The sequence below is a fragment of the Streptomyces achromogenes subsp. achromogenes genome (genome assembly GCF_000720835.1).
Lineage (GTDB): Bacteria > Actinomycetota > Actinomycetes > Streptomycetales > Streptomycetaceae > Streptomyces > Streptomyces achromogenes.
The window spans coordinates 125,936-148,837 of record NZ_JODT01000001.1; the positions used below are offsets into that span (position 1 = coordinate 125,936).

Below are 22,902 nucleotides of genomic sequence, written 5' to 3' on the forward strand. Positions count from 1 at the left end.
GGTCAGACCAGCCGGCGCGCGGTCGCCCAGCGGGTCAGCTCGTGCCGGTTGGACAGCTGGAGCTTGCGCAGGACCGCCGAGACATGGGACTCGACCGTCTTCACCGAGATGAACAGCTGCTTGGCGATCTCCTTGTAGGCATAGCCCCGGGCGATCAGGCGCAGCACTTCGCGTTCCCGCTGGGTGAGGCGGTCCAGGTCCTCGTCCACGGGCGGGGCGTCGGTGGAGGCGAAGGCGTCCAGGACGAACCCGGCCAGCCGCGGGGAGAAGACGGCATCGCCCTCCTGGACGCGGAAGATCGAGTCGATCAGGTCGGTGCCGGTGATGGTCTTGGTGACATAGCCGCGGGCGCCGCCGCGGATCACCCCGATCACGTCCTCGGCGGCGTCCGACACGGACAGTGCGAGGAAGCGGACGGGCCGCTCGGCGTCCGCCGTCAGCGCCGCGCACCGGCGCAGCACCTCGACCCCGCCGCCGCCCGGGAGGTGCACGTCGAGGAGGACCACCTCGGGCCGGGTGGCGGTGATGACCGCGACCGCCTGGTCGACGTCCGCCGCCTCGCCGACCACCTCGACGCCGGTCTCGGCGGTCTGGCCGATCTCGGCCTGGACGCCGGTGCGGAACATCCGGTGGTCGTCCACGAGCACCACCCGCACGTGCCGCCCGTCCGCGTCGGCACCGGGTTGGCCGGACCCGGCCGCCTCCGCCGCCCCCACCGTGCCGTTCGCCTCGGTCGCGTCGCTCATGACGTCTTCTCCGCCCTCTCCATCTCCAGCTCGACCTCGGTGCCGCCGTCGGGCACCGCCCGCAGCCGGGCCGTGCCGCCGTGGCGCTCCATGCGGCCGATGATCGATTCTCTGACACCCATGCGGTCGGCGGGTATCGCGTCGAGGTCGAAGCCGGGACCGCGGTCCCGCACGGACACGAAGACCGATGTGCCCTCGACTTCGGCGTAGACCTGTACGGCACCGCCCTCGCCACCGTACTTGGCGGCGTTCACCATGGCCTCACGCGCGGCCTGCATCTGCGCTGCGGTCCTCTCGTCCAGCGGGCAGTCGCCGACGATGACGACCTCGATGGGCACACCGTGCTTGTCCTCCACCTCGGCGGCGTTGCGCCGCACCGCCTCGGCGACCGTGTCCGGCTCGTCGTCCTCGTCCTTGCCGGTGCCCTCCGGCTTGTACAGCCAGGTGCGCAGGTCGCGCTCCTGGGCACGGGCGAGGCGGCGCACCTCGCTCGCGTTCTCGGCGTTGCGCTGGATCAGGGTGAGGGTGTGCAGCACCGAGTCGTGGACGTGGGCGGCGACCTCGGCGCGCTCCTGGGCGCGGATGCGCATCAGGCGCTCCTCGGAGAGGTCCTGGGTCATGCGGACCAGGTAGGGACCGGCGAGGAGGGTGATGCCGACGAGGACGGCGAGCGCGGCCTGCAGCACCGCGCCCAGGTGAGCGGTCGATCCCTGGAGGACGAAGACGGCCGTGACCCCGGCCGTGACGAGCAGGACGCCACCGGCCGCGCGCAGCAGGGTGAGGGTGCGGCGCCGTCGGCCGGCCTCGACCCAGCGGGCCCGGCGGGCGTTGTCCGCTTGGCGCCAGACGAGGGCGACACCGGCCGCGACGAGCACGGCGGGCACCAGGTAGGCCTTGGTCGCGCTGCCGAGGTTGACGCTGCGCACGAAGATCATGGAGACGATGACCATGAGGAGCAGGGCGGCGATCTGTCCCCGGTCCGGTCTGCGGGCCATCAGTCTGCGCCGGCCGTCCGGTGTGGTCTCCGTGCCCACCAGCGAGGGCTTCTGGCCGCCGACGCCGAGCGGGACGAAGAACCAGAACGCGGCGTAGAGCAGCGCTCCGAGCCCGTCGGCCATGAGCAGGCCGGCGAAGACGAGCCGCACCCAGACCACGGGCAGCCCGAGATGCCCGGCGAGCCCTCGCGCCACTCCGCCGAGCCAGCGTCCGTCGCTGCTGCGGTAGAGCTTGCGCGGGGGCCGCGGGTCGTCGAGTGGCAGGCTTGCGGCTTCCGGCATGCCAACGATGGTCACACGGGCGGCGGGGCGGAGCATCAGGGTCGGCCCCGGAGACGCCCCTGATCTTCCGTCGGGGCCGGTCCGGGTGGGCGGCTCGTGCGGGGGGTCCCGGCGGTCCGTGCCGCTCGAACGCTTCCCCGCCCCGCCTCAGGGGCGATTTCAGGGTTGGCCCAGGGTCGTCCCGACTGCCGCCGGGGCGGCCGGGCGGTCACCATGGACGCATGACCGATCACGAGCACGCCGCGACGGGTCCGGGACCCGGCCCCGGCCCCGGCCCGCGCCCGGCCCCGGGCACCGGGCCGACGGATGCCGCGCCCGCCGCGACGGGGAAAAGCGGAGCGGCCGGCCCCGGCTCCCCCGCCCACCCCGGCTTCCGCGCCCGTTCCCGGGGCGGCGCCCCTTCCCCCGCGCAGGAATCGGAGCGGCAGGACAGCCCCCGGCTTCCCGAGCGGTTCCGGCGCGACCGCGGGCACAAGATGATCGCGGGCGTGTGCGCGGGCCTGGGACGGCAGACCGACATGGACCCGGTGATCTTCCGGATCACCCTGGCCGTGCTGTCCGCGACGGGCGGCCTGGGCCTCATCTTCTACGGCTTCGCCTGGCTGCTGGTGCCGTACGAGGACGAGGAGGAGAACGAGGTCCGCAAGCTGTTCACCGGCCGGGTCGACGGCCAGGCACTGGCCGCGGTCCTGTTCGCGCTGGTCGGCTGCGGGATCTTCCTGACGATGCTGAGAAACGGCGGGGTGCTGGCGTTCGCCACGGTGCTCTCGCTACTGCTCGCGGGCGCGGGGTACTGGTCGAGACGCCGTGACGCCGCCGACCACGATCCCCTGGCGGCGCAGGCCGCCGCCGACGCCCCACCGGAGGCCCAGGCGCCGCCGGTCGTCACCTTCCCGTCCTGGTGGCGGGACCCGATCGTCAAGGACGGCACCCATGTCGGCGGCACCGGCTATCTGTGGGGGCCCGGGGACGCCCGCGGCCGGGACCTCACCTCGGTCCTGGACGTCGGCATCGCCACTCCCTGGACGCACACCGGGGCGATACCCGCGCCGGCGGCCGAGCCCCCGAGACCGCGCGGCCCGCGCTGGATCGGCGGCTGGGTGTTCCTGCTCGCCCTGTTGGCGGGCGGCCTGGGCACCTGGTCCGGCTGGCACACCCATCCGCTCGGCACCAGCCTGCAGACCGGTCTGGCCTGCGCGCTGGCGGTGTTCGGTCTGGGCATAGCGCTCAGCGCGTTCCTGGGCCGGACGGGAGCCGGGACGGTGTTCTGGGCGCTGGTCACGGCGGCGCTGCTCGCCGGGGCGGCGGCGCTGCCCCGGGACATCACCACCGACTGGAAGGAGGCGACCTGGAAGCCGGCCGCGGCGGCCCAGGTGCGGTCCGGGTACGACCTCGGCACGGGGCGGGGCACGCTGGACCTGACCCGGGTGCACCCGGCCCCCGGGCAGACGGTCGCCACGGACGCCCGGGTGGGTGCGGGACACCTGAAGGTGATCGTGCCCGCGGATGTGACCGTGCGGATGGACCTGGATGTGGGGGTGGGCGACATCCGGTTGCCCGGGGACCGTGGAGACGACGTGGACGTGCGTCCCGGCAGGCATCGGAACGTGACACTGGCACCGGCCCAGGGCACGGCGGGGGTGTCCGGGAGGCCGGGCACGCTGGATCTCACGCTCGGCGTGGGAATGGGACAGGTGGAGGTGAGCCGTGCTGCGTCATGAGTTCCAGCCCGGGAGGCTGGTCACCGGGCTCTTCCTGACCGCCACCGCCGTGGCCTACGCGGGAGACGCGGGCGGTCTGTGGGACACCCCGTGGTTCCTGGTGGTTCCGCTGGTGGTGGGCGGCCTGTGTCTGGCCGGTGCCACGGCCGTGCTGGCCCGGGCGGTTCGGGGACGGGGCGGCGCCGAGGAGGGTCAGCGGTAGCCGCCGGGCCACCGCCGGGCCCGCCAGGCGGCGTCCACGGAGAAGTGGGGCGCGCCGGCGAGGACCAGGGGGAGCCAGGCCATCAGGTAGGCGAGGTCGTTGCCGTAGTAGTAGGGGGTGGTGGCCCAGCTCACCGTCAGCCAGAGGCTGAGCGAGATCAGCGCCCCGCCGAGCGCGGCGAGGCGGCCGAGGAGGCCGAGGAGGGTGGCGATGCCGACGGCCAGTTCACCGAGGGCGATGGCGTAGCCGAAGCCGACCGGGCTCTTCAGGGCCAGGTCGATCAGGGCCGGGATCGCGGCGGAGCCGCGGGCGGCGCGCATGGTGTCGCCGATCGAGCCGGCGCCGGCGGACTGCATGAAGGCGCTGTCGGTGAGCTTGTCCAGGCCGGCGTAGACGAAGGTGGCACCCAGGAAGAGGCGCAGGGGCAGCAGGGCGTAGTGGGTGGCGGTGTCCCGGAGGCTGCGGGGCTCGTTCAGCCGGGGAATGCGCGTATCCGTCCGCATGCCGTGAGTCATCGCTACAAGCCGCCTTTCACCCGCCGTGCCCCCTGATGTGACGATACGTATGACGAAGGGAGCCCGTTCAATCCTGTCCTGGATGATTTTCCGGATTTCGGCCCTCCGTGGCGAGCCCGCCCCTCAATCCGTCACCTGGAGCGGGTACCGGTTCGTCGCCACGCCGGCCGCCGTGATCACTTGGACGTCCACCGCTCCGGGCTCCACGTCCGCGGGTACGGGCACGGTCAGGGTGGTGTCCGTCGGATTGCGGAAGCCGCCCGTGACGGGGATCAGGGGGACGTGGACGTCGACCGCGCCGATGCGGACGACCGTCCGGGAGAGCCGGTCGGCGCTCTGGGCGCCGGGCGGGACGAAGCCGCTGCCCCGGATCTCGATGTCGTCGCCGGTGCGGACCGGGCCGTCGAGGTCGCCGGGCTCCCGGGCGCGGACCACCGAGTGGATCACCGGCCGGCCGCCCTCGGCGTACTTGCCGGCCAGATAGGTCGCCGCCGAGATCAGGACGACCACGCCCAGGCCCCAGGGCAGGTCGGGCAGCCGGTCGGGGCGGCGGGCCAGCCGTACGGCGGCGAACAGCAGGGCGACGGCGGTGATGGCGAGGTACTGGATGTCGGTGAAGGCGCCCCGGCCGGAGTCGTCGGTGAGCAGGTCGGCGGCGCGCGGCCGGTGGGCCGGCACCTTCTGCAGCCGCTGGGCGTGGACGCGCGTGGCCACGACCCGGCGGACCAGGACGGCGACGGCGCACACGACGGCGAGGACGGTCACCGTGCCCGCGCCGTGCGCCAGAGCGAGGCCATTGATCAGCGCGTCGCGTTCGGCGTGGCCGGAGGCGGCGGCCAGACGGAGGGAGAGCAGCAGGACGGCATAGCCGATGAACAGCACCCAGCAGGCGGCGACGGTACGGGAGGTGGAGATGCGGTTGTCCTCGCCGATCACCGGGGCGAGCGCTCCGCCGCGCGCCCGGTGCAGGAGGCAGGCGGCGGTCAGCGCGCCGGCGACGGCGAGCGCGGCGAGCAGGGCCGCGGTGCGGGCACCGGTCCAGCCCGCGCCGGTCGCGGTGAGCGCCTCGGCGAGCAGCAGCGCGGTGACCGTGCCCCACACCGCGCACACCGTGCGCAGCCACAGCCCGGCGAGCCGGACCGCGCCCTCGGCGCGACTGTGTTCGGCGACGGCCTCGGCCCGCTGGGTGAGTTCCTCGGACACCCACTGGCGGGACGCCGAGGCCGAGTGGGCCACGGCCGCCGGCAGCCCCCGTCCGGCGGCGAGCTCGTCGCGCCGGCGCAGGAACGCGGCGACGGCGCGCCGGTGCCCCTCCCGGGCGCCGTGCGGGCAGTCGCCGCAGGCGCAGCCGCCCTCGTGGGCGCCCCGGGCACCCGTGTCCGCTCCCGCCTCCGGCACCGTCACGTCCGACGCCCGCCTTCCCCACGACCTGCCGGCCCCGCCGGCCCCACCGATGTCACCCACGACGCACGCGACGCACGTAACGCACACGACGGTCCGGCAACTCCCCTGTGCCGACAGCGAATTGTGCCGTACCAGGGGGCCTGTGGGGTGGCCGGTCCGGGTCAGCGGGGGTGAACCCGGGACCGCCGTGTTGACCCGGCCCCGGGGATCCCGCTCCGCGGACGGCTCAGCCCAGCAGGTCCGGTTCGGCGCGGCTGATGTCCTGCCACAGCGGCTGGTAGGTGATCCAGGCCACGAGGTCGCCGCCGAGCTGTTCGCGGGTGGCGACGGCCGCCTTGTAGTCGATGAGCACCGGCCGGCCCGCCGCCTTGGCCGTCAGCTGCACCTGGCAGCAGCGCTCCAGGGACAGGAACCACCAGGCGGCGGCGTCCACCGAGTCGGCGACGGTGAGCAGTCCGTGGTTGCGCAGCACCAGTGCCTTGCGGGAGCCGAGCGCGGCGGCGATGCGGCGGCCCTCCTCGGCGTCGACGGTGACGCCGGTGTAGGCGTCGTAGAGGGCGAGGTCCTCGTAGAAGGCGCAGCTCTCCTGGGTGAGGGGGTCGATCAGGTCGCCGAGGGCGGCGAGGGCGCGGCCGTACACGGAGTGGCAGTGGGCGACGGCGACCACGTCGGGGCGGGCGGCGTGCACCTGGGCGTGCACGGTGAACGCGGCCTGGTTGACGTGGTAGCGGCCCTCGATCACCTGTCCGTCCTGGTTGGCGAGGACCAGGTCATCGACGGTGACGTGCTTGAACGGCATGCCGAACGGGTTGACCCAGAAGCAGTCGGTGTACTCCGGGTCGCGGGCGGTGATGTGTCCGGACACCCCGTCCTCGAACCCCGCCCGTCCGAAGATCCGCAGGGCGCCCGCGAGCCGCTCCTTGCGGTGTCTGCGTTCGTCCTCGGCCGACTCGTGCAGGGGCGGCATGGCGAAGTGCAACCGGTCGGTGGGCAGCGGCAGGGGCGGAGTGGGCCCGTGCATGGATCCTCCAGCGGGGTATCACGGTACGGGCCGGAAGGTACCCCCGGCCGGCGCAAAAAGGCAGAGCCGTCCGGTGAAGATGACGCGCGCGATGAATACCCGACAGAGGATGTCGGGATGGGGCGGCAGGCTGGCGCACATGAACTGGACAGCCTTCCGTACCGCCGCGCCCGGCCTGGCGGCGATCACCGAGGAGCGCTTCGGCGCCTACCGGCACCACGTCCTCGCGACCCTCCGCAGGGACGGCTCGCCCCGCACCTCCGGTCTGGAGGTCAGATTCCTGGACGGGGAGCTGTGGCTCGGCATGATGCCGCGTTCCTTGAAGGCCCTGGACCTGCTGCGCGACCCGCGCTTCACCCTCCAGGCCAACCCCGGCGACGGCACGGACCCGGGCGGCGGCGACATCCGGATCGGTGGGCGGGCGTACGAGGTCGGGGAGGGCGCGGCCAAGGCCGCCTATGTGAAAGAGGTGGAACCGCCGCAGCCGTTCCACCTCTTCCGCACCGAGCTGACGGAGGTCGTCCGCACCTACGTCGAGGACGACAGGTATCTGGTCGTCCAGGTCTGGCAGCCCGGCAAGCCCCTGCGCACGCTCAAGCGCGCGTAGGGCCTACTCCCACTCGATCGTCCCCGGCGGCTTGCTCGTCACGTCGAGCACGACCCGGTTGACGTCCCGGACCTCGTTGGTGATCCGGGTCGAGATGCGGGCCAGGACGTCGTAGGGCAGCCGGGACCAGTCGGCGGTCATGGCGTCCTCGGAGGAGACCGGGCGCAGCACGATCGGGTGACCGTAGGTGCGGCCGTCGCCCTGGACGCCCACGCTGCGGACGTCGGCGAGCAGGACCACCGGGCACTGCCAGATGTCGCGGTCCAGGCCGGCCGCGGACAGCTCCTCGCGGGCGATGGCGTCGGCCTCGCGCAGCAGGTCCAGCCGCTCCTTGGTGACCTCGCCGACGATCCGGATGCCGAGGCCGGGCCCGGGGAAGGGCTGGCGCTGGACGATCTCCTCCGGCAGGCCCAGCTCCTTGCCGACCATGCGGACCTCGTCCTTGAACAGCTTGCGCAGCGGCTCGATCAGCTTGAACTCGAGGTCCTCGGGCAGGCCGCCGACGTTGTGGTGCGACTTGATGTTAGCGGTGCCGGTGCCGCCGCCGGACTCCACCACGTCCGGGTAGAGGGTGCCCTGGACCAGGAACTCCACGGCCGGACCCTCGTCGGCGATGATCTCGGCCTGCGCCTGCTCGAAGACGCGGATGAACTCCCGCCCGATGATCTTGCGCTTCTCCTCGGGGTCGGTCACCCCGGCGAGCGCCTTCAGGAAGCGCTCCTCGGCGTCGACGACCTTCAGCTGGACGCCGGTGGCCGCGACGAAGTCCTTCTCGACCTGCTCGGTCTCGCCCTTGCGCATCAGACCGTGGTCGACGTAGACGCAGGTCAGCTGGGAGCCGATGGCCTTCTGCACGAGGGCGGCGGCGACGGCGGAGTCCACCCCGCCGGACAGGCCGCAGATCGCGCGCTTGTCGCCGACCAGCTCGCGGATGGCCTGGACCTGCTCCTCGATGACGTTGCCGGTGGTCCAGTCCGGCTTCAGCCCGGCACCGCGGTAGAGGAAGTGCTCCAGCACCTGCTGGCCGTGCGTGGAGTGCATGACCTCGGGGTGGTACTGGACGCCGTAGAGCTTCTTGTCGTCGTTCTCGAACGCGGCGACCGGGACGACGTCCGTGGACGCGGTGACCGTGAAGCCCTCCGGGGCGGCGGAGCAGGCGTCACCGTGCGACATCCACACGTGCTGCTCCTCCGGGGTGCCCTCGAAGAGGGTGGAGGACGACCTGGAGACGTGCAGGTCGGTGCGGCCGTACTCGCGGGCGCCGGTGTTGTCGACGGTGCCGCCGAGGACCTGCGCCATCAGCTGGAAGCCGTAGCACATGCCGAAGACGGGGACGCCGGACTCGAAGATCTCGCGGTCGAGGCGGGGCGCGCCCTCCTCGTACACCGACGAGGGGCCGCCGGAGAGGATGATCGCCGCGGGCTTCTTGGCGAGCATCTCGCGGACCGGCATGGTGCTCGGCACGATCTCGCTGTAGACCCGCGCCTCGCGGACGCGACGGGCGATGAGCTGGGCGTACTGCGCGCCGAAGTCGACGACCAGGACGGTGTCGGGGGTGGCGGCAGACTGGGTCGCTGATGACACGGGGTGCCTTCTGGTGGTCGGGCGGGGGTCTGTACTTCCGATTCTAACGGGGTGGCCGCCAGACCTCCGAGACAGCCGCCGTGGCATACTGGCCGCATGCGCAAGCACTCGACCTTCGTCTTTACCTATGGCATCCGGCCCGCCGGCTGCCATGGTCGTGCTGCTTGAGCCAACCGCCAAGCGACTTCCCAGGCGCCCCGGGCCGACAAGGCCCGGGGCGCCTGTCGTATACCGGGTTTTGTCGCCCAGGGTTTCCGTCACCCCTTCCAGGAGCCCCGGATGACCCAGATGACCCAGACGCCCCAGGTGACCACCACCCCTGAGGCAACCATCGCCGACGCCCGCGAGCGCATCGACGCGCTCGACGACCGGATCATCGGCCTGATCCAGGAGCGGATGGCCGTCTCCGCCGTCGTCCAGCAGACCCGGATCGCCTCCGGCGGGCGGCGGGTGCACCTGTCCCGCGAGATGGAGATCCTCGCCCGCTACCGGGACGCCCTCGGCAAGCCCGGCACCGGCCTGGCCATGACCCTGCTGGAGCTGTGCCGGGGTCGCGTCTGAGTTCTGTTCCCGCTCTCACCCGTACGGTGCCGTGACCGGCCCGCGCACCGCTTCGTTGAGGGGTGTGTCCGTGCCAGCCAGGGGCGGGCGACAGAACCACGCGTGGCTCACCGGAGCGATGAGGCGTACGGGTCGTGCCGTACGCCGTGGGACCTCGCTCCGCGATGTGACCGGACGGCAGGGGACAGCAGCCCGGTCATCCAAGAGAACGGCCGGCTCCGGGGACGCCCGGGGTCGGCCGGCGAACATCCGAACATCTGCCCATCCGAACATCACAGACAGTACGTGGCGCGGTGCCGTCCCCGGGCATCGGCGCCGATGCGAGCAAGGGCCCCGCGGCCCCTCCGTCCCGCGGGGCCCTTCGCCCTGCCCGGACTCCACCCGCACCCCTGCACTGTGACCGAGATCACACACCGAATGTGGCCCCGGCGGGCAACCCTCGCGGCTCTCGGCTGATCAAACCTGCGGATCAAGAAGCGGTGGCCGGGACCTGCTTTCGGAGGGGGATGCAGGTCCCGTCCGTCGTGACCGACCTTCACGACCACCCTTCACGACCACCCCTCGCGGCCGTCCTTCCTGACCGCCCTCGCACCGGTCACTTCTTCGGCGGTACCGCCGGCACCCCCAGGAACGGCAGCCGCAGCGCGCCGAACGCGTCCGCCGGGACCACCGGGGACTCGGGCTCCACCGGCGCCAGCCGCTGGTACGCCGCCCCCTGTGCCGGACGCGGGTCCTCCTCGCCCTTGTTCGGCCAGAACGACATCGCCCGCTCCGCCTGCGCGGTGATCGTGAGCGAAGGGTTGACGCCCAGGTTCGCCGAGACCGCGGCGCCGTCCACGACCGAGATGCCGGGGTGGCCGTAGAGCCGGTGGTAGGGGTCGATCACGCCCGTCTCCGGGGAGTCGCCGATGGGGCAGCCGCCGAGGAAGTGCGCGGTGAGCGGGGTGCCCATCAGTTCGCCGATGTTGCTGCCGGCGAAGCCGTTGATCTCGGCGGCGAGCGCGGAGGCGGCCTCGGTCGCGGCCCTGATCTGCTTGGGGTTGGGCGCGCCGTGCCCCTGCCGGGCGGTGAGCAGACCCCTGCCGGGCCCGGTGGGTTTCAGGTACGTGGTCAGCGAGTTGTCCAGGGACTGCATGACCAGGCCGATGATGGTCCGCTCCGACCAGCGCCGGTTGGACAGCGAGCGGGCGACCTGGACCGGGTGCCGGGCCGCGTTCGCCAGCCAGGCCAGCACGCGCGAGGAGCCTTCCGTGTACGGCACCTGGAGGATGGACAGGCTGCCCATCGCGTTGGAGCCCTTGCCGTAGCGGACCGGCTCGATGTGGGTGTTCTCGTCGGGGTGGACCGAGGAGGTGATGGCGACGCCCCGGGTGAAGTCGGCCCTCGGCGCGCCGGTCGCCCGGCGATAGCGGCGGTCGTCGGTCTGCGCGCCCACCAGTGCCTCGGAGTTGGTGCGGGTCAGGTCGCCGAGCCGGGGGGACAGATACGGCAGCTGGCGGCCCGCCTTCATGCGGTGCAGCAGGGTCTGGGTGCCGTAGGTGCCGGCCGCGAGGACGACCCTGCGGGCGGTGAATATCCGGCCCTCGGCCTTCCGCTTCCGGTCCGTCGGCAGGGTCGCCACCGCGTAGCCGCCGCGCGAGTCGTCGGTGACGGACACGACCGTGGTCATGGGGTGGACGACCGCGCCCGCCTTCTCGGCGAGGTGGAGGTAGTTCTCGTTGAGGGTGTTCTTCGCGCCGTGCCGGCAGCCGGTCATGCACTCGCCGCACTCGGTGCAGGCCCGCCGGTCGGGCCCGGCCCCGCCGAAGTACGGGTCGGGCACCCGCTCGCCGGGCCGGGCCGTCGCCTTGCCGTCGGCGTCCCGGCCGTCGCCGAAGAACACGCCGACCGGGGCGAGATGGAAGGTGTCGCCGACGCCCATCCGCCCGGCCGCCGCCTTCAGATGGACGTCGGAGGGGGTCATGGTGGGGTTGAGCCGCACCCCGAGCATGCGCCGGGCCTGGTCGTAGTACGGCTTCAACTCCTCCTGCCAGTCGGTGATGTGCCGCCACTGGGGGTCGTCGAAGAACGCCTTCGGCGGTACGTAGAGGGTGTTGGCGTAGTTGAGCGAGCCGCCGCCGACGCCCGCGCCGGCCAGCACCATGACGTTGCCCAGCAGGTGGATGCGCTGGATGCCGTACATGCCGAGCCGGGGCGCCCAGAGGTAGTTCTTCAGGTCCCAGGAGTTCTTCGGGAGGGTGGCACGGGTGAAGCGGCGGCCCGCCTCCAGCACACCGACTTTGTAGCCCTTCTCCGTCAGGCGCAGGGCGGACACCGAGCCGCCGAAGCCGGAGCCGACGATGATGACGTCGTAATCGTAGGCGTCCTGGGGCACGTGTTCTCCTCGTTGAGTGGTGCGTGCGGGCCGTCTGTGGTCTCTCGCGCGGATTCCCCCGCGCCCCTGGCCGGTTACCTGAACCGGAAGGCCTTCATCAGGCGCAGGCTCGTGCTCATGAACCGGGCGTACGCCTCGTCGTCCATGCCGAGTGAGGGCGCCATCGGCAGCAGCCGCTGCTGGGCGACGGTCTGGGCCTCGGTGTACTTGAGGATGCCCTCGGAGCCGTGGCGGCGGCCGAGGCCGGAGTCCTTCATGCCGCCCATCGGGGACTGGGCACTGCCGTAGGCGGGCGCGTAGCCCTCGTTGACGTTGACGGTGCCGGTGCGCAGGCGGGCGGCGATGTCCCGGCCGCGGCGGGCGTTCGTCGTCCACACGGACGCGTTCAGGCCGTACGGCGTGGAGTTGGCGCGCTCCAAGGCCTCGTCGTCGGTCCGGAAACGGTAGACGGAGACGACCGGACCGAAGGTCTCCTCCTCGCAGACGGCCATGGCGGGCTCGACGCCGTCGAGGATGGTGGGCTCGAAGAAGTACGGGCCGATGTCGGGGCGGGCCACACCGCCCGCGATCACCTTGGCGCCCTTGGCGACGGCTTCCTCCACGTGCCGTTGCACGGTCTTCAGCTGGCGTTCCCCGACCAGCGAGCCCATGTCGGCGCCGTAGGCGAGGGAGTTGCCGAGCCGCATGGCCCGGGTGCGGGCGGCGAACCGGTCCAGGAAGGCGTCCGCGACGGACTCGTGGACGTAGAGCCGCTCGATGGAGATGCACAGCTGGCCGGCGGAGGAGAAGCAGGCCCGGACGGCACCGGCGGCGGCCTTCTCGACGTCGGCGTCGTCCAGCACCAGCATGGCGTTCTTGCCGCCGAGTTCGAGGGAGACGCCGACCAGGCGGGAGGCGGCGCCGACGGCGACCTCGCGGCCGGTGCGGGTGGAGCCGGTGAAGGAGACGTAGTCGGCGTGCCTGACCAGCTCGGGGCCGACGACCGGGCCCTCGCCGAGGACGACCTGGAAGACGCCGTCGGGCAGCCCGGCCTCGATCAGCAGGTCCCGCGCCCACAGCGCGGTGAGGCAGGTCTCGGTGTCCGGCTTCATCACCACGGCGTTGCCCGCGACGAAGGCGGGCAGGGCGTCGCCGACGGACAGCTCCAGCGGGTAGTTCCAGGGGGCGATCTGGCCCACCACCCCGCGCGGATGGCGCAGTTCGGTGACCTTCGTCAGGACCGGGACGGCGCCGGTGTGCCGCCTGGGCCGCAGATAGGCGGCGGCGCGGCGGCCGTAGTGCCGGGCGGCGACGGCGACCGCCTGCACCTCCTCGTGCGCGTGCAGCCGGGCCTTGCCGGTCTCCAGCTGGATCAGGTCCAGGACTTCGGCCTGCCGCTCCAGCACCAGGTCGTGGAAGCGCAGCAGCACGGCGGCGCGCTGCCGTACCGGGGTCGCCGCCCACACGGTCTGCGCGGCACGGGCCGCCGCGAAGGCGTCCCGGACGTCGTCCGGGGTGGACTCCGGCAGGTCGGCCAGCTTCTCGCCGGTGAAGGGGGCGTGGTTGGCGGTACGACCGGAGCCTGTGACGCCCTTGGTGAGCCGGGCCACCAGCTGCGGGGTGACCACGTCGGCGGCGGTACGGGCGCCGTCGGGGGCGGGCGCGAGCGGGTTGGTACCGGCGATGTCCGGGGCCTGCGTGTCCGTCATGACGCGCAGGGTATGCCGCGGCGCGGCCTTTGTGTACCCGTCGGTAACGCGGATTCACCTGCCGCTCACATCCCGCCAGTGATCACTGGCAGAGAATGCGCTGATCAGGGCGTTGACGGGGTGACGATCAGCCGGCTCCAGGTTTTTCGCCGTCCAAGCGGACGGCCCTCATCCGCCGGCCGAGAAGGTGTCCACGGCCACGTCGAAGTACTCCCGTGCCTCGCGGACCTTGCCGGCCGGCGCCGACACCCACACGTCGTACAGCCTGCCGTTCTCCTCCCAGCACAGGTCGTAGGTGTGGCGCGGGCCCTCCGCGGCGCTGAAGCCGTTCCAGGTGAACTCCCAGAAAGCGGCCCGGTGTCCGGCGTGCGTGGTGGGGGTGACCCGGCCGTCGTGGTAGCCGGGGTTGTTCTCGGGGCCGGCGGCGGCGGAGCGCTCCAGCACGCCCCGGGGGCCGCCGGGCTGCGGTCCGGTGACCTTGACGCCCAGGCGGAAGGTCTGCCCCGGCGAGAGGTAGTAGACGCGTTCGCCGCGCGGGCTGCGGGTGAAGCCCTCCGGGACGGCGAGGGAGAAGCCGGCCGGGTCGTGGGCCGTGCGGTAGCCGGAGGGCGCGGTGTGCGCGCCGGTGCCGGGCCGGCTGGTGCGCCCGGGTGAGGGAGTGGCCGGCGTCGGAAAGGGTGGCGTACCCGTGGTGCCGGTCGCCGGGGTGGTGGCGGTGCCGCCCGGGGTGCCGTCGCCCGCGCCCCCGCTCTGGTGGAGTAACAGCACGGCGGCCGACACGCCCGCCCCGGCCAGCGCCGCGACGAGCAGCGACGCCACCAGCGCCCCGCGCGGGGCCGGGCGGGCCGGGGGCGGCTGGGCCGTCGGGTGGGCCGGGCCGGGCGGCGGCGGCACGCCCTCGGGCAGGTCCGGCCGGGTCGGCGAGTAGGCCACCGGGGGCTTGTGGGTCCGGCCGCCGATCCGGTGCAGGCGCCCGATGCCGTGCGCCCCCGCCGGGCGGTGGCCGCCCGGCGCGGCCGGGGTCCGGCCGGTCTCCAGGTACGTCCGCAGCATCCACTCGGCGTCCGCCGCGCCCAGCCGCAGGTCGGGATCGCGCTCCAGCAGCCCGAGGACGACGGGCAGCAGCGGTTCGGCCTCGGCCGGCGGGCGGATCTCGGCGGAGACGACGGCGTGCAGGATGCCGCCCAGCGAGTCGCGCCGGAACGGGGATTCGCCGCTGAGCGCGGTGCACAGCAGCGCGCCCAGCGACCACAGGTCGGACTCCGGGCCGGTGCGCAGCCCGGACATCCGCTCCGGAGCGGTGTATTCGGGCGAGCCCACGAAGGAGCCGGTCTCGGTGAGCGTGGTGGCGCCCTCCACCTGCGCGATGCCGAAGTCGGTGAGGACGACCCGGTCGGTGCCGGACTCGATCAGGACGTTCGCGGGCTTGATGTCCCGGTGCAGCACCCCCGCCTGGTGCGCGGTGTGCACCGCGCTCAGCAGGGCGATGCCGATCCGCGCGGCCTCGGCGGGGCCGACCGGGCCGTCCCGGGCGATGCGTTCGGCGAGCGAGGGGCCGTCGACCAGTTCCATCACGAGGTACGGCCGGCCGTCGTGTTCCACCACGTCGTGCACGACGATGATGTGCGGATGCCGTAACTGGCAGACCGCGCGGGCCTCGCGGAAGGTACGGTCGCGGCGGCGGCGCGCGTCGTCGTCCGGGAGCGAGTCGTCCGGAAGGAACTCCTTGACCGCCACCCGACGGCCCAGCACCTCGTCGCTCGCCCGCCACACCACGCCCATGCCGCCGCGCCCGACGCGTTCCTCCAGGCGGTAACGGCCCGCGATCAGCCGGAAGCCGCCGGCTCCCTCGGTCCCCATGCGCCCCATCATGCCGCAGCGGGCGCCCGTGTCCTCGAAATCCGGTCGCCCTACGGGGGTGTGCGGATCACCGGTCGGACAGCCGTTCCCGGCGCGGACGGCGCAGTCGGGGGCGGTGGGCTCAGCGCGGCTCCTGCCAGCCCTGGAGCACCGCCTTGAACTGCTTGCTGGTCCGGTCCCAGTCCGCGGCGGGCGAGGATATGTAGATCACGTACTCGGTGCCGTCACGCGAGATGTACGTCTCCTCCGCGGCGCGCCGCGGCCCCGGGAAGGCGCTGTCCTTGGCCAGCGCGGTCCAGGTGTACTCCCAGACGGAGCCGCCGAGGTCGCGGTAGACGTTCTTCTCCAGCCGGACCCGCTGGTAGTCGGCCAGCCGCCGGGAGAGCTGGCCGTCCAGGTCGAGCTGGTGGGAGTAGGCGTCCTTGAAGTCGGGCGAGGTGTCGATGGCGATGCGGACGAAGTGCTCGCCGCCATCGGGCGTGTAGTCGACCTGCCTCAGGTCGCCGGGCACCCCGACGACCTTGCGCGACCAGCCCTTGGGCAGGTAGAGGCCGAAGCCCCACTCGTCGTCGTACCGGCGCCAGGAGGCCGGGATCGTGCCGTCGGTGCCGGGCGTGGCGCTGCCGCTCGCGGAGGCGGACGGCGTGCCCGGGCCTCCGTTCGCCCCGCCGCCGTTCCCGGTGCCGGTGCTCCACTTCTGCACGGCCACCGCGCCGCCCGCGCCGAGCACCGCCGCGAGGGCGACCACGAGCGCGAGGGTGCGCAGCCGGCGGCGGGGCCGGGCCGGTGCCGGGATACCTGCCGGGCCGGACGGTACGGGCCCCACGGCCGTCGGACCGGTGCCGGTGCCGGAGCCGTTCGCGCCCGCCATGCCTCCGGGGAGGGTGCCACCGGCCGGATAACCGCCGGGAAGGGTGCCGCCGGCCGCGTAACCGGCCGGTGCGTGGCCCGGATCGGCCGTCCCGGGGGTGTGTCCGCCCGCGCCCCGGGCCGGCGGGAACTCCCGCGCGGTGCGCGGCGTACGCCCCTCCGCCGCCTCGGCGAGCATCCGCTCCGCCTCCTCGAAGCCGGGCCGCCCGGCGGGGTCCTTGCACAGCAGGGCGGTGATGACCGGGGCGAGCGGACCGGCGTGCCGCGGCTCGTCCGTGTCCTCCTCGACGATCGCCTGCATCGTGCTCAGCGGCGAGGTCCGCCGGAACGGCGAGCGGCCCTCGACCGCCGTGTACAGCGTGGCGCCGAGCGCCCACAGGTCGGAGGCCGGGCCGGGGTCGTGCCCGCGCACCCGCTCGGGGGCCAGGTAGTCGACGGAGCCGACGACCTCCCCGGTGCGGGTGATGGTGGAGTCGCCCTCTATCTGGGCGATGCCGAAGTCCGTCAGCAGCACCCGGCGGTCCTTGCCGAGCAGGACGTTGCCGGGCTTGACGTCCCGGTGCAGCACACCGGCGGCATGCGCGGCGCGCAGCGCCCGCAGCACCCACAGCCCTATCCAGGCGGCCTCCACCGGCTCCACGCGGCCCCGCTCCTTGACCACGTCGGCCAGCGAGTCGCCCTCGACCAGCTCCATCACGATCCACGGCCGGCCGTCGTGTTCGAGGACGTCGTGCACGGTGACGACGGCGGAGTGGTTGATGCGCGCGGCGGCCCGCGCCTCGGCACGGGTCCGGGCCAGCAGCACGGCCCGGTCGCCGTCGGAGGCGTAGAGCGCGGCGGTCAGCTCCTTGACGGCGACCATCCGGTGCAGCACCTCGTCGTGGGCGCGCCACACCCGGCCCATGCCGCCGCTGCCGATGGAATCGGCGAGCCGGTAGCGGCCTGCTACGAGCAGGCCCTGCTTCTGATTCACGTTGCCCCGCAATGCTCTTGACAGGGCCAGACTAAGGACCGGCCTCCCCCCAGGGAACCAGCGGGGTGCACCGGTGACCGCACTGTGACGATGGTCGTTTTCGCGCGAGAAAGGGAACCGCGGCCCCTGTGTCCGCGCGGCTCAGCGCGTGTGGCGATACGTCGCTCAGCCCGTGTGGCGATACGTCGCGACGGCCTGCTCGTACAGCCGGGTCACCTGGTCCCGTTCGGCATCCGGGCCGCGTACCTGCACGATGTGGTAGCGGCCGTTCAGCAGCAGCGCCATGTTCCGTACGAACCGGTCCCGGCCCTGCCCGTCGGTCCAGGTGAACTGCCCCTCGGCCATGGTCCGTCCGCCCACCTCGGTGGTCCGCAGACCGCTCGCGGTGGACCAGCTGGAGTCGCGGTACGGCTGGAGTTCCCGTTCCTTGTCCCGCTGGTAGGCCATGGGGTCGCTGCCGTAGGCGGACGCGCCGTCCCGGCCCGGTACGACGATCAGCTCGAAGTCCCCGTGGGCGTAGACCACCTGGCCGCTGCCGTTCCTGGGGCTGCGGTCCCAGCCCTCGGCGACGGCGACCCGGAAGCCGTCGGGGTCCTTGCGCAGGGCGAACCCGTCGGGCACGGCAGGGTCCCCGCCGGTCTGGGTCTCGGTCGCGGGCGCGGAGGCGCCCTCGTCCGGGGTGCTCTGCCCGGCGGAGGGCTGCCGGGTCTGCGCGGGCAGCGGGCCCGTCCGCCCGGCGCTGCCGGTACGGTCCCCGCCGGACTCCTGCCTGGGCATGAAGAGCATCGCGTAGGCGACCCCGCCCGCCAGCAGGAGCAGGATCAGCAGGAGCAGGGTCCGGCCGAGGCTGCGCGGCGAACGGGCCTCCCCGGAAGCCCGCTTGTGCCGGCCGTGCGGGTTCGCCACGACCGCGCCCGCGCGGCGGCGGCGCACCAGCTCGCCCCGGCGCCGCACGATCGGCAGCCGGCGCGGGTCGGCGGGCGGCACGGGGACGACCCGGGTACCGGCCTCCGGCTCCGGCGCGGACCGCACCAGGGAGCGCAGCCAGCCGCTCAGCTCCTCCACGTCCGGCCGCTCGGTAGGGTCCTGACGCAGCAGCGACTCCACCACCGGGCGCAGCGGGCCGCACTCCTCGGCGAAGGCGGGCGGCTCGGCGCACACCAGCTGCACCAGCTCGGCCGTGGACTCCTCCGGGTACGGCGCGTGTCCCTGTACGGCGCGGAACAGCAGCGCGCCCAGCGCCCACAGGTCGGTGGCGGGGCCGATGGGCGCGGCCAGCTGCCAGTTCCGGTGCACCGGCCCGGCCTGCTCCGGCGCCCATCGCTCGGTCACCGGTCCCACCACGGCCATCCGCACCTGCCGCGCCCGCTCGGCGGCAAGCGCGGTGCCGGGACCCCGGCGTACGGCACCGGGGGCGTCCCAGCCGGGCACGGGGGCCGGATCCGAGAGGTCGTCGGGGTCGTGACGGCGGACGGGAGAGAGGCCGGACTCCGAGGCACCGTAGGGCTCGGGACGCTGGCCGGGACCGGCACCCGAATCCGAGGAGCCGTACGGGTCGAAGGCGCGGCCCGAGCCGGGCGCCGGCAGCCCTGCGGGGCCGTCGGCCGGCGGGCGCTGCCGGTCGTGTGCCTGGGGCGGGACACGGCCGGGGTGCCGCGGCGCCGGGGACAGGTCCAGTCGCCGGGTGCCGCCGTCCAGGGCCTGGGCGGCACCGGCGTCCTGGGGTGTACCGCCCTCCAGTGCCGGGGATGTGCCGCCGGCCCCGGGACGCGGCGCGGCCCCGTGCCAGGGCGCGCCGCGCACGCCGTACGGGTCGGCTATGCGGCCCGGCGGCACCGCGCTGCCCGGGTCCGACGGGGACGACGGGCCCGGGTTTGACGGGTACGGCGGCTCGGCCGGATCCGAGGGGTACGACCCGCCCGGATCCGAGGAGTACGGCGGGCCCGGTTCCGAGGGGTACGACGGGCCCTGATCCGAGGGGTACGGCGGCTCGGCCGGGTCGTCGGTCCGGCCGGTGCCGGCGACCGCGTCGGCCGGCGGGCGGGCGCCGGGCAGGGCGGGGCGCCGGCTGTGCTCCGCCTCGTGCACCCGGGCGGCGGCCCGGGCGCCCGCGCGGTAGGCGGCGATGGCCCCGGCCCGCGCGGCCCGGACGTCGGAACCGGTCTCCAGAGCGGGCTGCCCCGCCGCGCCGGAGCCCCCGTCCCCGCCGGGCGCCGACAGCGCACCGGCGGCCCGGGCCTGGATGGCGGCCCGCCGCGCGGCCTCGGGGTCGACGTCCGCCACACCCGTGCCACCGCCGGAGACCGCAGGGCCGGCAGGGCTCCTGGGGCCGTCCTCGTCCGTCTCCGCCCAGCCCGTGTGCCCGGCCGGGCCGGTGCCGAGGGCCTCCCCCGTGCCCCCGCCGCCGGCCGGGTCGTCGGTGGCCGGCACCGGGTCGTACCCGCTGAGCGCCTCCTCCGCCGCGCCCGCCGCGAGACCGGTCAGCACCACCCGGCCGTCGTCGCAGACCAGAACCGTGCGGACGGTGATGTTGCGGTGCACCCAGCCATGGGCGTGCAGCACCCGCAGGGCCATGAGCACGTCGGAGGCGACCTCGGCCGCCCGGTACGGCGTCAGCGGCCGCTCGGTGAGCAGGGCGGCCAGCGGACGCGCGGCCACCAGCTCGCTGACGATCCACAGGGACCCGCCCTCGGCGAACACGTCGAAGACCTGGTCCAGGCGCGGATGGTCGGGTACCCGGGCCGCGGCCTGCGCGGCCTCGACGGCGCGCCGCACCGCCGGGTCGGCGGGCCGCCGGGTGGCGCCCCTGACCTCCGCCGGCCGGCGGGAGGGGCGCTCACGCGCGGTGAACCCCTCGGGCAGCCCCTCGGCGTCGAGCACCTCGGCCTCGACGACCTCCGGCAACGGCACCTGCCGGACGAGGACTTCCTGACCGCTGTAGGTGTCGAAGGCCCGGCTCTCGGTGAACTCGTAGGCGTCGGACGGCGGCAGCGGCAGGCGGTAGCGGTCGGCGAGCACCCGACCCGCGTAGTCGTCCACTGTGCCTCCCTCGGCCGCCCGGCTGGTCATGTCCGTTCGTCCCACGACCCGTTGCGCACCCGCCCGCGACCGCGTACGGTCCGCGACCCTTCACGATACGTGCCAGAGGCAACCCGCACGGTATGGATGACGGATTCTCGGGCACCAAACCGGCGTGTGGCGTCTACGACTTGGGCCGGAAGGACTTCGTCAGCGTCTTCCAGGTGTCCTTGCGCAGGTCGCCGTGCCAGTCGGCGTCCCGCGCGGTGTACATCAGCGCGTAACCGAGGTGGTCGTTCACCACGAACCCCCGGTCGATCGTGCGGAACTCGGTGCCGTCGTCGACATAGGTGAACTCCCAGTCGGCCGTGTTCCAGCCGCGGTAATCCACCTTCTCGATGCGGACCTTGTGGTACTGGGAGCGCACCATGTACCGCTCCTGGTTCCGCCAGTCCGCCACCGGGTCGTCCTTGGGCGTGCCGGTCCAGGCGACGAGCAGCTTCTGCCCGCGGGGACCGGTGTAGCGGTCCCCGGACCGGCCGGTGGTCTGGTACTTCCAGCCCTTGGGCAGCCCGATCGAGTAGCCCTGGTCGCCCTTGCGGGTGCTCTCGGCCGGCGCGCTCCCGCCGTCCTCCGACCCGGACGCGGTGGAGTCGGCGGAGGCGCCCGGGTCGCCGGCCGACGGACTCGCGCCGGCGCCCGCGGCGGAACCGGTGGCGGTGGACGCCGAGGACGCGCCGTCCGTCCGCGCCCCGCCGTCCGGGCTCTTGGCGGCGTCCTCGTCCCGCTTGGCGGACGCGCCGGCCGCGGGCTTGGCCCCGCTGTTCTTGCCTTCGTCGCCGCTGTCGCTGAGGGCGAAGGCCAGCACGGTCCCGAGCACCGCGAGCACGACCACGGCGACGATGACCACCAGCGTGCGCTTGGGCACCACATCGGTCAGCGGGGCCTTCGGCACCGGCCGCGGCGGCAGGTCCAGGTCCGGCGGCGGCACCACGGGCCAGCCGGAAGCCGGCTTGTTCGCGCTGGAGTTCGGCCCGGCGGCGGCACCGGGCGCCCCTACGGCACCCGACCGCACCCCACCGGGGGAACCGGGCCGCGCCCCGCCGAGGGACCCCCCGGCGGCGGGCCGGCCGGTGACGGCACCCCCGGCGCCCGGTGCACCCCCGGAGCCGGGCAGTGCGCCGGGAGCCCGCGGCGCGCGGGGTGCGGGCGGCGCGGACGGCGCGCTCCCGCTCTTGGTCCGCGTGGTGGCCGCGCCGGTGGCCGCCCCCGCCGCCTTGCGCACCGAGCGCAGCGCGCCGCGCAGCTTCTCCCCGGCCTCCTCGCCCCGCCTGCCGTCCGGCCCGCCGGGCTGGACCGGCAACGGAACCACCCGGGTGGCGTCCATCGGCTCCGGCTCGGGCGCGTGGATCACCGCGTTGAGCATGGCCCGCGCCCCGGCGTCGTCGAGCCGCTTGGCCGGGTCCTTGCTCAGCAGGCCGTAGATGACGTCCCGCAGCGGCCCGGCGTTCTTGGGCTCCTCCAGCGGTTCGGTCATCACCGCGGTGAGCGTGGCGATCGCCGAGCCCTTGTCGTAGGGCGGCGTGCCCTCGACCGCCGCGTACAGCAGACCGCCGAGCGACCACAGGTCGGCCGCCGGTCCCGGCTTGTGGCCGCGGGCCCGCTCCGGGGAGATGTAGGAGGGGGCGCCGACCAGCATGCCGGTGGAGGTGATGGACGGGTCGCCCTCGACCTGCGCGATGCCGAAGTCGGTGAGCACGACCCGGCCGTCCTCGGCGATGAGCACGTTGGACGGCTTCACGTCCCGGTGCAGGATGCCCTCCCGGTGCGCGGAGCGCAGCACGTCCAGGATGGCGAGCCCCACCTCGGCGGCGCGCCTCGGCTTCAGCACGCCGTCCTCGCGGATGACCTCGGCCAGGGACTTGCCCTCGACCAACTCCATGACGATCCAGGGCCGGTCGTCCTCGTCGACCACGTCGAAGACCGTCACCGCGCTGTTGTTGCGGATCCGGGCGATCGCCTTGGCCTCGCGCAGGGTGCGCGTGATCAGGCGCCGCTTCTCCTCCTCGTCGATGTTCGACGGGAACCGCAGTTCCTTGACGGCGACCGTCCGGCCGAGGGTCTCGTCCTCGGCGCGCCAGACCGTGCCCATACCGCCTCGGCCCAGCACCTCCCCCAGCCGGTACCGCCCGGCGAGGAGACGCCGCTCGCTCTTGTCCTGACGAGTCTCCTGACGAGATGTACCCGCCCGCTCCGCCTCCGACATGCGTCCCCTCATACAACCCGCCCTGACAGAGCCTCCATTGTCTCTCACCCGGCAAGTGCCCGGCGCCCAGGGGCCCCCTGGCCCGGCCCCGCCCTCCCCACCGTGGAAACCCCCTTGAAGCAGGCGTTCCGCTTATCGGGATGAGGGGTCGTAAGAGCGGAGGAACCGGTCTGCCGACGCTTCGGACAGTCCTGTCCATACCGGTATCCCCGGCG

Annotated in this window: 16 protein-coding genes; 4 read left to right on the forward strand and 12 right to left on the reverse strand. The window is 73.8% G+C overall.

Features of this window, described 5'->3' with window-relative positions:
• Window positions 1-2: 2 nt before the first annotated feature.
• Together IH25_RS0100605 and IH25_RS0100610 are read right to left on the reverse strand one after the other, a co-directional pair.
• The gene (locus IH25_RS0100605; protein WP_030600981.1) at window positions 3-746 is read right to left on the reverse strand and encodes a LuxR C-terminal-related transcriptional regulator; all 744 of its coding nucleotides are present in this window, start codon (window positions 744-746) and stop codon (window positions 3-5) included.
• Entirely contained in the window at window positions 743-2,023 is a 1,281-nt protein-coding gene (locus IH25_RS0100610) for an ATP-binding protein (RefSeq protein WP_037654096.1), read from the reverse strand. The genes IH25_RS0100605 and IH25_RS0100610 overlap by 4 nt, the downstream gene beginning before the upstream one ends.
• Window positions 2,024-2,244: 221 nt before the next feature.
• Here IH25_RS0100610 and IH25_RS0100615 point away from each other — a divergent pair, with 221 nt between their 5' ends.
• Both IH25_RS0100615 and IH25_RS0100620 read left to right on the forward strand, forming a co-directional pair.
• A complete protein-coding gene (locus IH25_RS0100615; RefSeq protein WP_030600988.1) occupies window positions 2,245-3,744 on the forward strand; it encodes a PspC domain-containing protein in 1,500 nt (499 codons plus the stop codon).
• Window positions 3,731-3,946 (forward strand): hypothetical protein, encoded by a 216-nt coding sequence (locus IH25_RS0100620; protein WP_030600994.1) that lies wholly within the window; start codon window positions 3,731-3,733, stop codon window positions 3,944-3,946. The genes IH25_RS0100615 and IH25_RS0100620 overlap by 14 nt, the downstream gene beginning before the upstream one ends.
• On the opposite strand, the gene IH25_RS0100625 is transcribed toward IH25_RS0100620, so the two are convergent.
• The 3 genes from IH25_RS0100625 to IH25_RS0100635 all read right to left on the reverse strand — a co-directional run bounded on the left by IH25_RS0100625 (window position 3,937) and on the right by IH25_RS0100635 (window position 6,886).
• Entirely contained in the window at window positions 3,937-4,461 is a 525-nt protein-coding gene (locus IH25_RS0100625; protein ID WP_030600997.1) for a DoxX family membrane protein, read from the reverse strand. The genes IH25_RS0100620 and IH25_RS0100625 overlap by 10 nt on opposite strands.
• Window positions 4,462-4,584: 123 nt before the next feature.
• The gene (locus IH25_RS0100630) at window positions 4,585-5,865 is read right to left on the reverse strand and encodes a hypothetical protein (RefSeq protein WP_037654065.1); all 1,281 of its coding nucleotides are present in this window, start codon (window positions 5,863-5,865) and stop codon (window positions 4,585-4,587) included.
• A gap of 226 nt (window positions 5,866-6,091) precedes the next feature.
• A complete protein-coding gene (locus IH25_RS0100635) occupies window positions 6,092-6,886 on the reverse strand; it encodes a class II aldolase/adducin family protein (protein ID WP_030601005.1) in 795 nt (264 codons plus the stop codon).
• A gap of 139 nt (window positions 6,887-7,025) precedes the next feature.
• Between IH25_RS0100635 and IH25_RS0100640 the strand changes: the two genes are divergently transcribed.
• A complete protein-coding gene (locus IH25_RS0100640; RefSeq protein WP_030601008.1) occupies window positions 7,026-7,493 on the forward strand; it encodes a pyridoxamine 5'-phosphate oxidase family protein in 468 nt (155 codons plus the stop codon).
• 3 nt (window positions 7,494-7,496) lie between these two features.
• Here the strand turns inward: IH25_RS0100640 and guaA are convergent, their stop codons facing one another.
• Complete coding sequence (gene guaA / locus IH25_RS0100645; RefSeq protein WP_030601011.1) at window positions 7,497-9,077, reverse strand: glutamine-hydrolyzing GMP synthase; 1,581 nt, start codon at window positions 9,075-9,077, stop codon at window positions 7,497-7,499.
• Between the two features lie 279 nt (window positions 9,078-9,356).
• Here guaA and IH25_RS0100650 point away from each other — a divergent pair, with 279 nt between their 5' ends.
• Window positions 9,357-9,638 carry a chorismate mutase gene (locus tag IH25_RS0100650; RefSeq protein ID WP_030601014.1) on the forward strand — a complete coding sequence of 94 codons (282 nt, stop codon included), beginning with the start codon at window positions 9,357-9,359 and terminating at the stop codon, window positions 9,636-9,638.
• Window positions 9,639-10,233: 595 nt separating this feature from the next.
• Here the strand turns inward: IH25_RS0100650 and IH25_RS0100655 are convergent.
• The 6 genes from IH25_RS0100655 to IH25_RS0100680 form a co-directional block, all read right to left on the reverse strand.
• Complete coding sequence (locus IH25_RS0100655) at window positions 10,234-12,012, reverse strand: GMC family oxidoreductase N-terminal domain-containing protein (protein WP_030601017.1); 1,779 nt, start codon at window positions 12,010-12,012, stop codon at window positions 10,234-10,236.
• Between the two features lie 74 nt (window positions 12,013-12,086).
• Entirely contained in the window at window positions 12,087-13,700 is a 1,614-nt protein-coding gene (locus tag IH25_RS0100660) for a succinic semialdehyde dehydrogenase (protein WP_030601023.1), read from the reverse strand.
• 168 nt (window positions 13,701-13,868) lie between these two features.
• On the reverse strand, window positions 13,869-15,560 hold the full coding sequence (locus IH25_RS0100665) for a serine/threonine-protein kinase (protein WP_030601026.1): 1,692 nt from the start codon (window positions 15,558-15,560) through the stop codon (window positions 13,869-13,871).
• A 121-nt stretch (window positions 15,561-15,681) separates the two neighbouring features.
• On the reverse strand, window positions 15,682-17,334 hold the full coding sequence (locus IH25_RS0100670) for a serine/threonine-protein kinase (RefSeq protein WP_051753611.1): 1,653 nt from the start codon (window positions 17,332-17,334) through the stop codon (window positions 15,682-15,684).
• Window positions 17,335-17,568: 234 nt separating this feature from the next.
• A complete protein-coding gene (locus IH25_RS0100675) occupies window positions 17,569-20,442 on the reverse strand; it encodes a protein kinase (protein WP_037654067.1) in 2,874 nt (957 codons plus the stop codon).
• Between the two features lie 163 nt (window positions 20,443-20,605).
• Entirely contained in the window at window positions 20,606-22,687 is a 2,082-nt protein-coding gene (locus IH25_RS0100680; protein ID WP_030601035.1) for a serine/threonine-protein kinase, read from the reverse strand.
• Window positions 22,688-22,902: the final 215 nt, after the last annotated feature.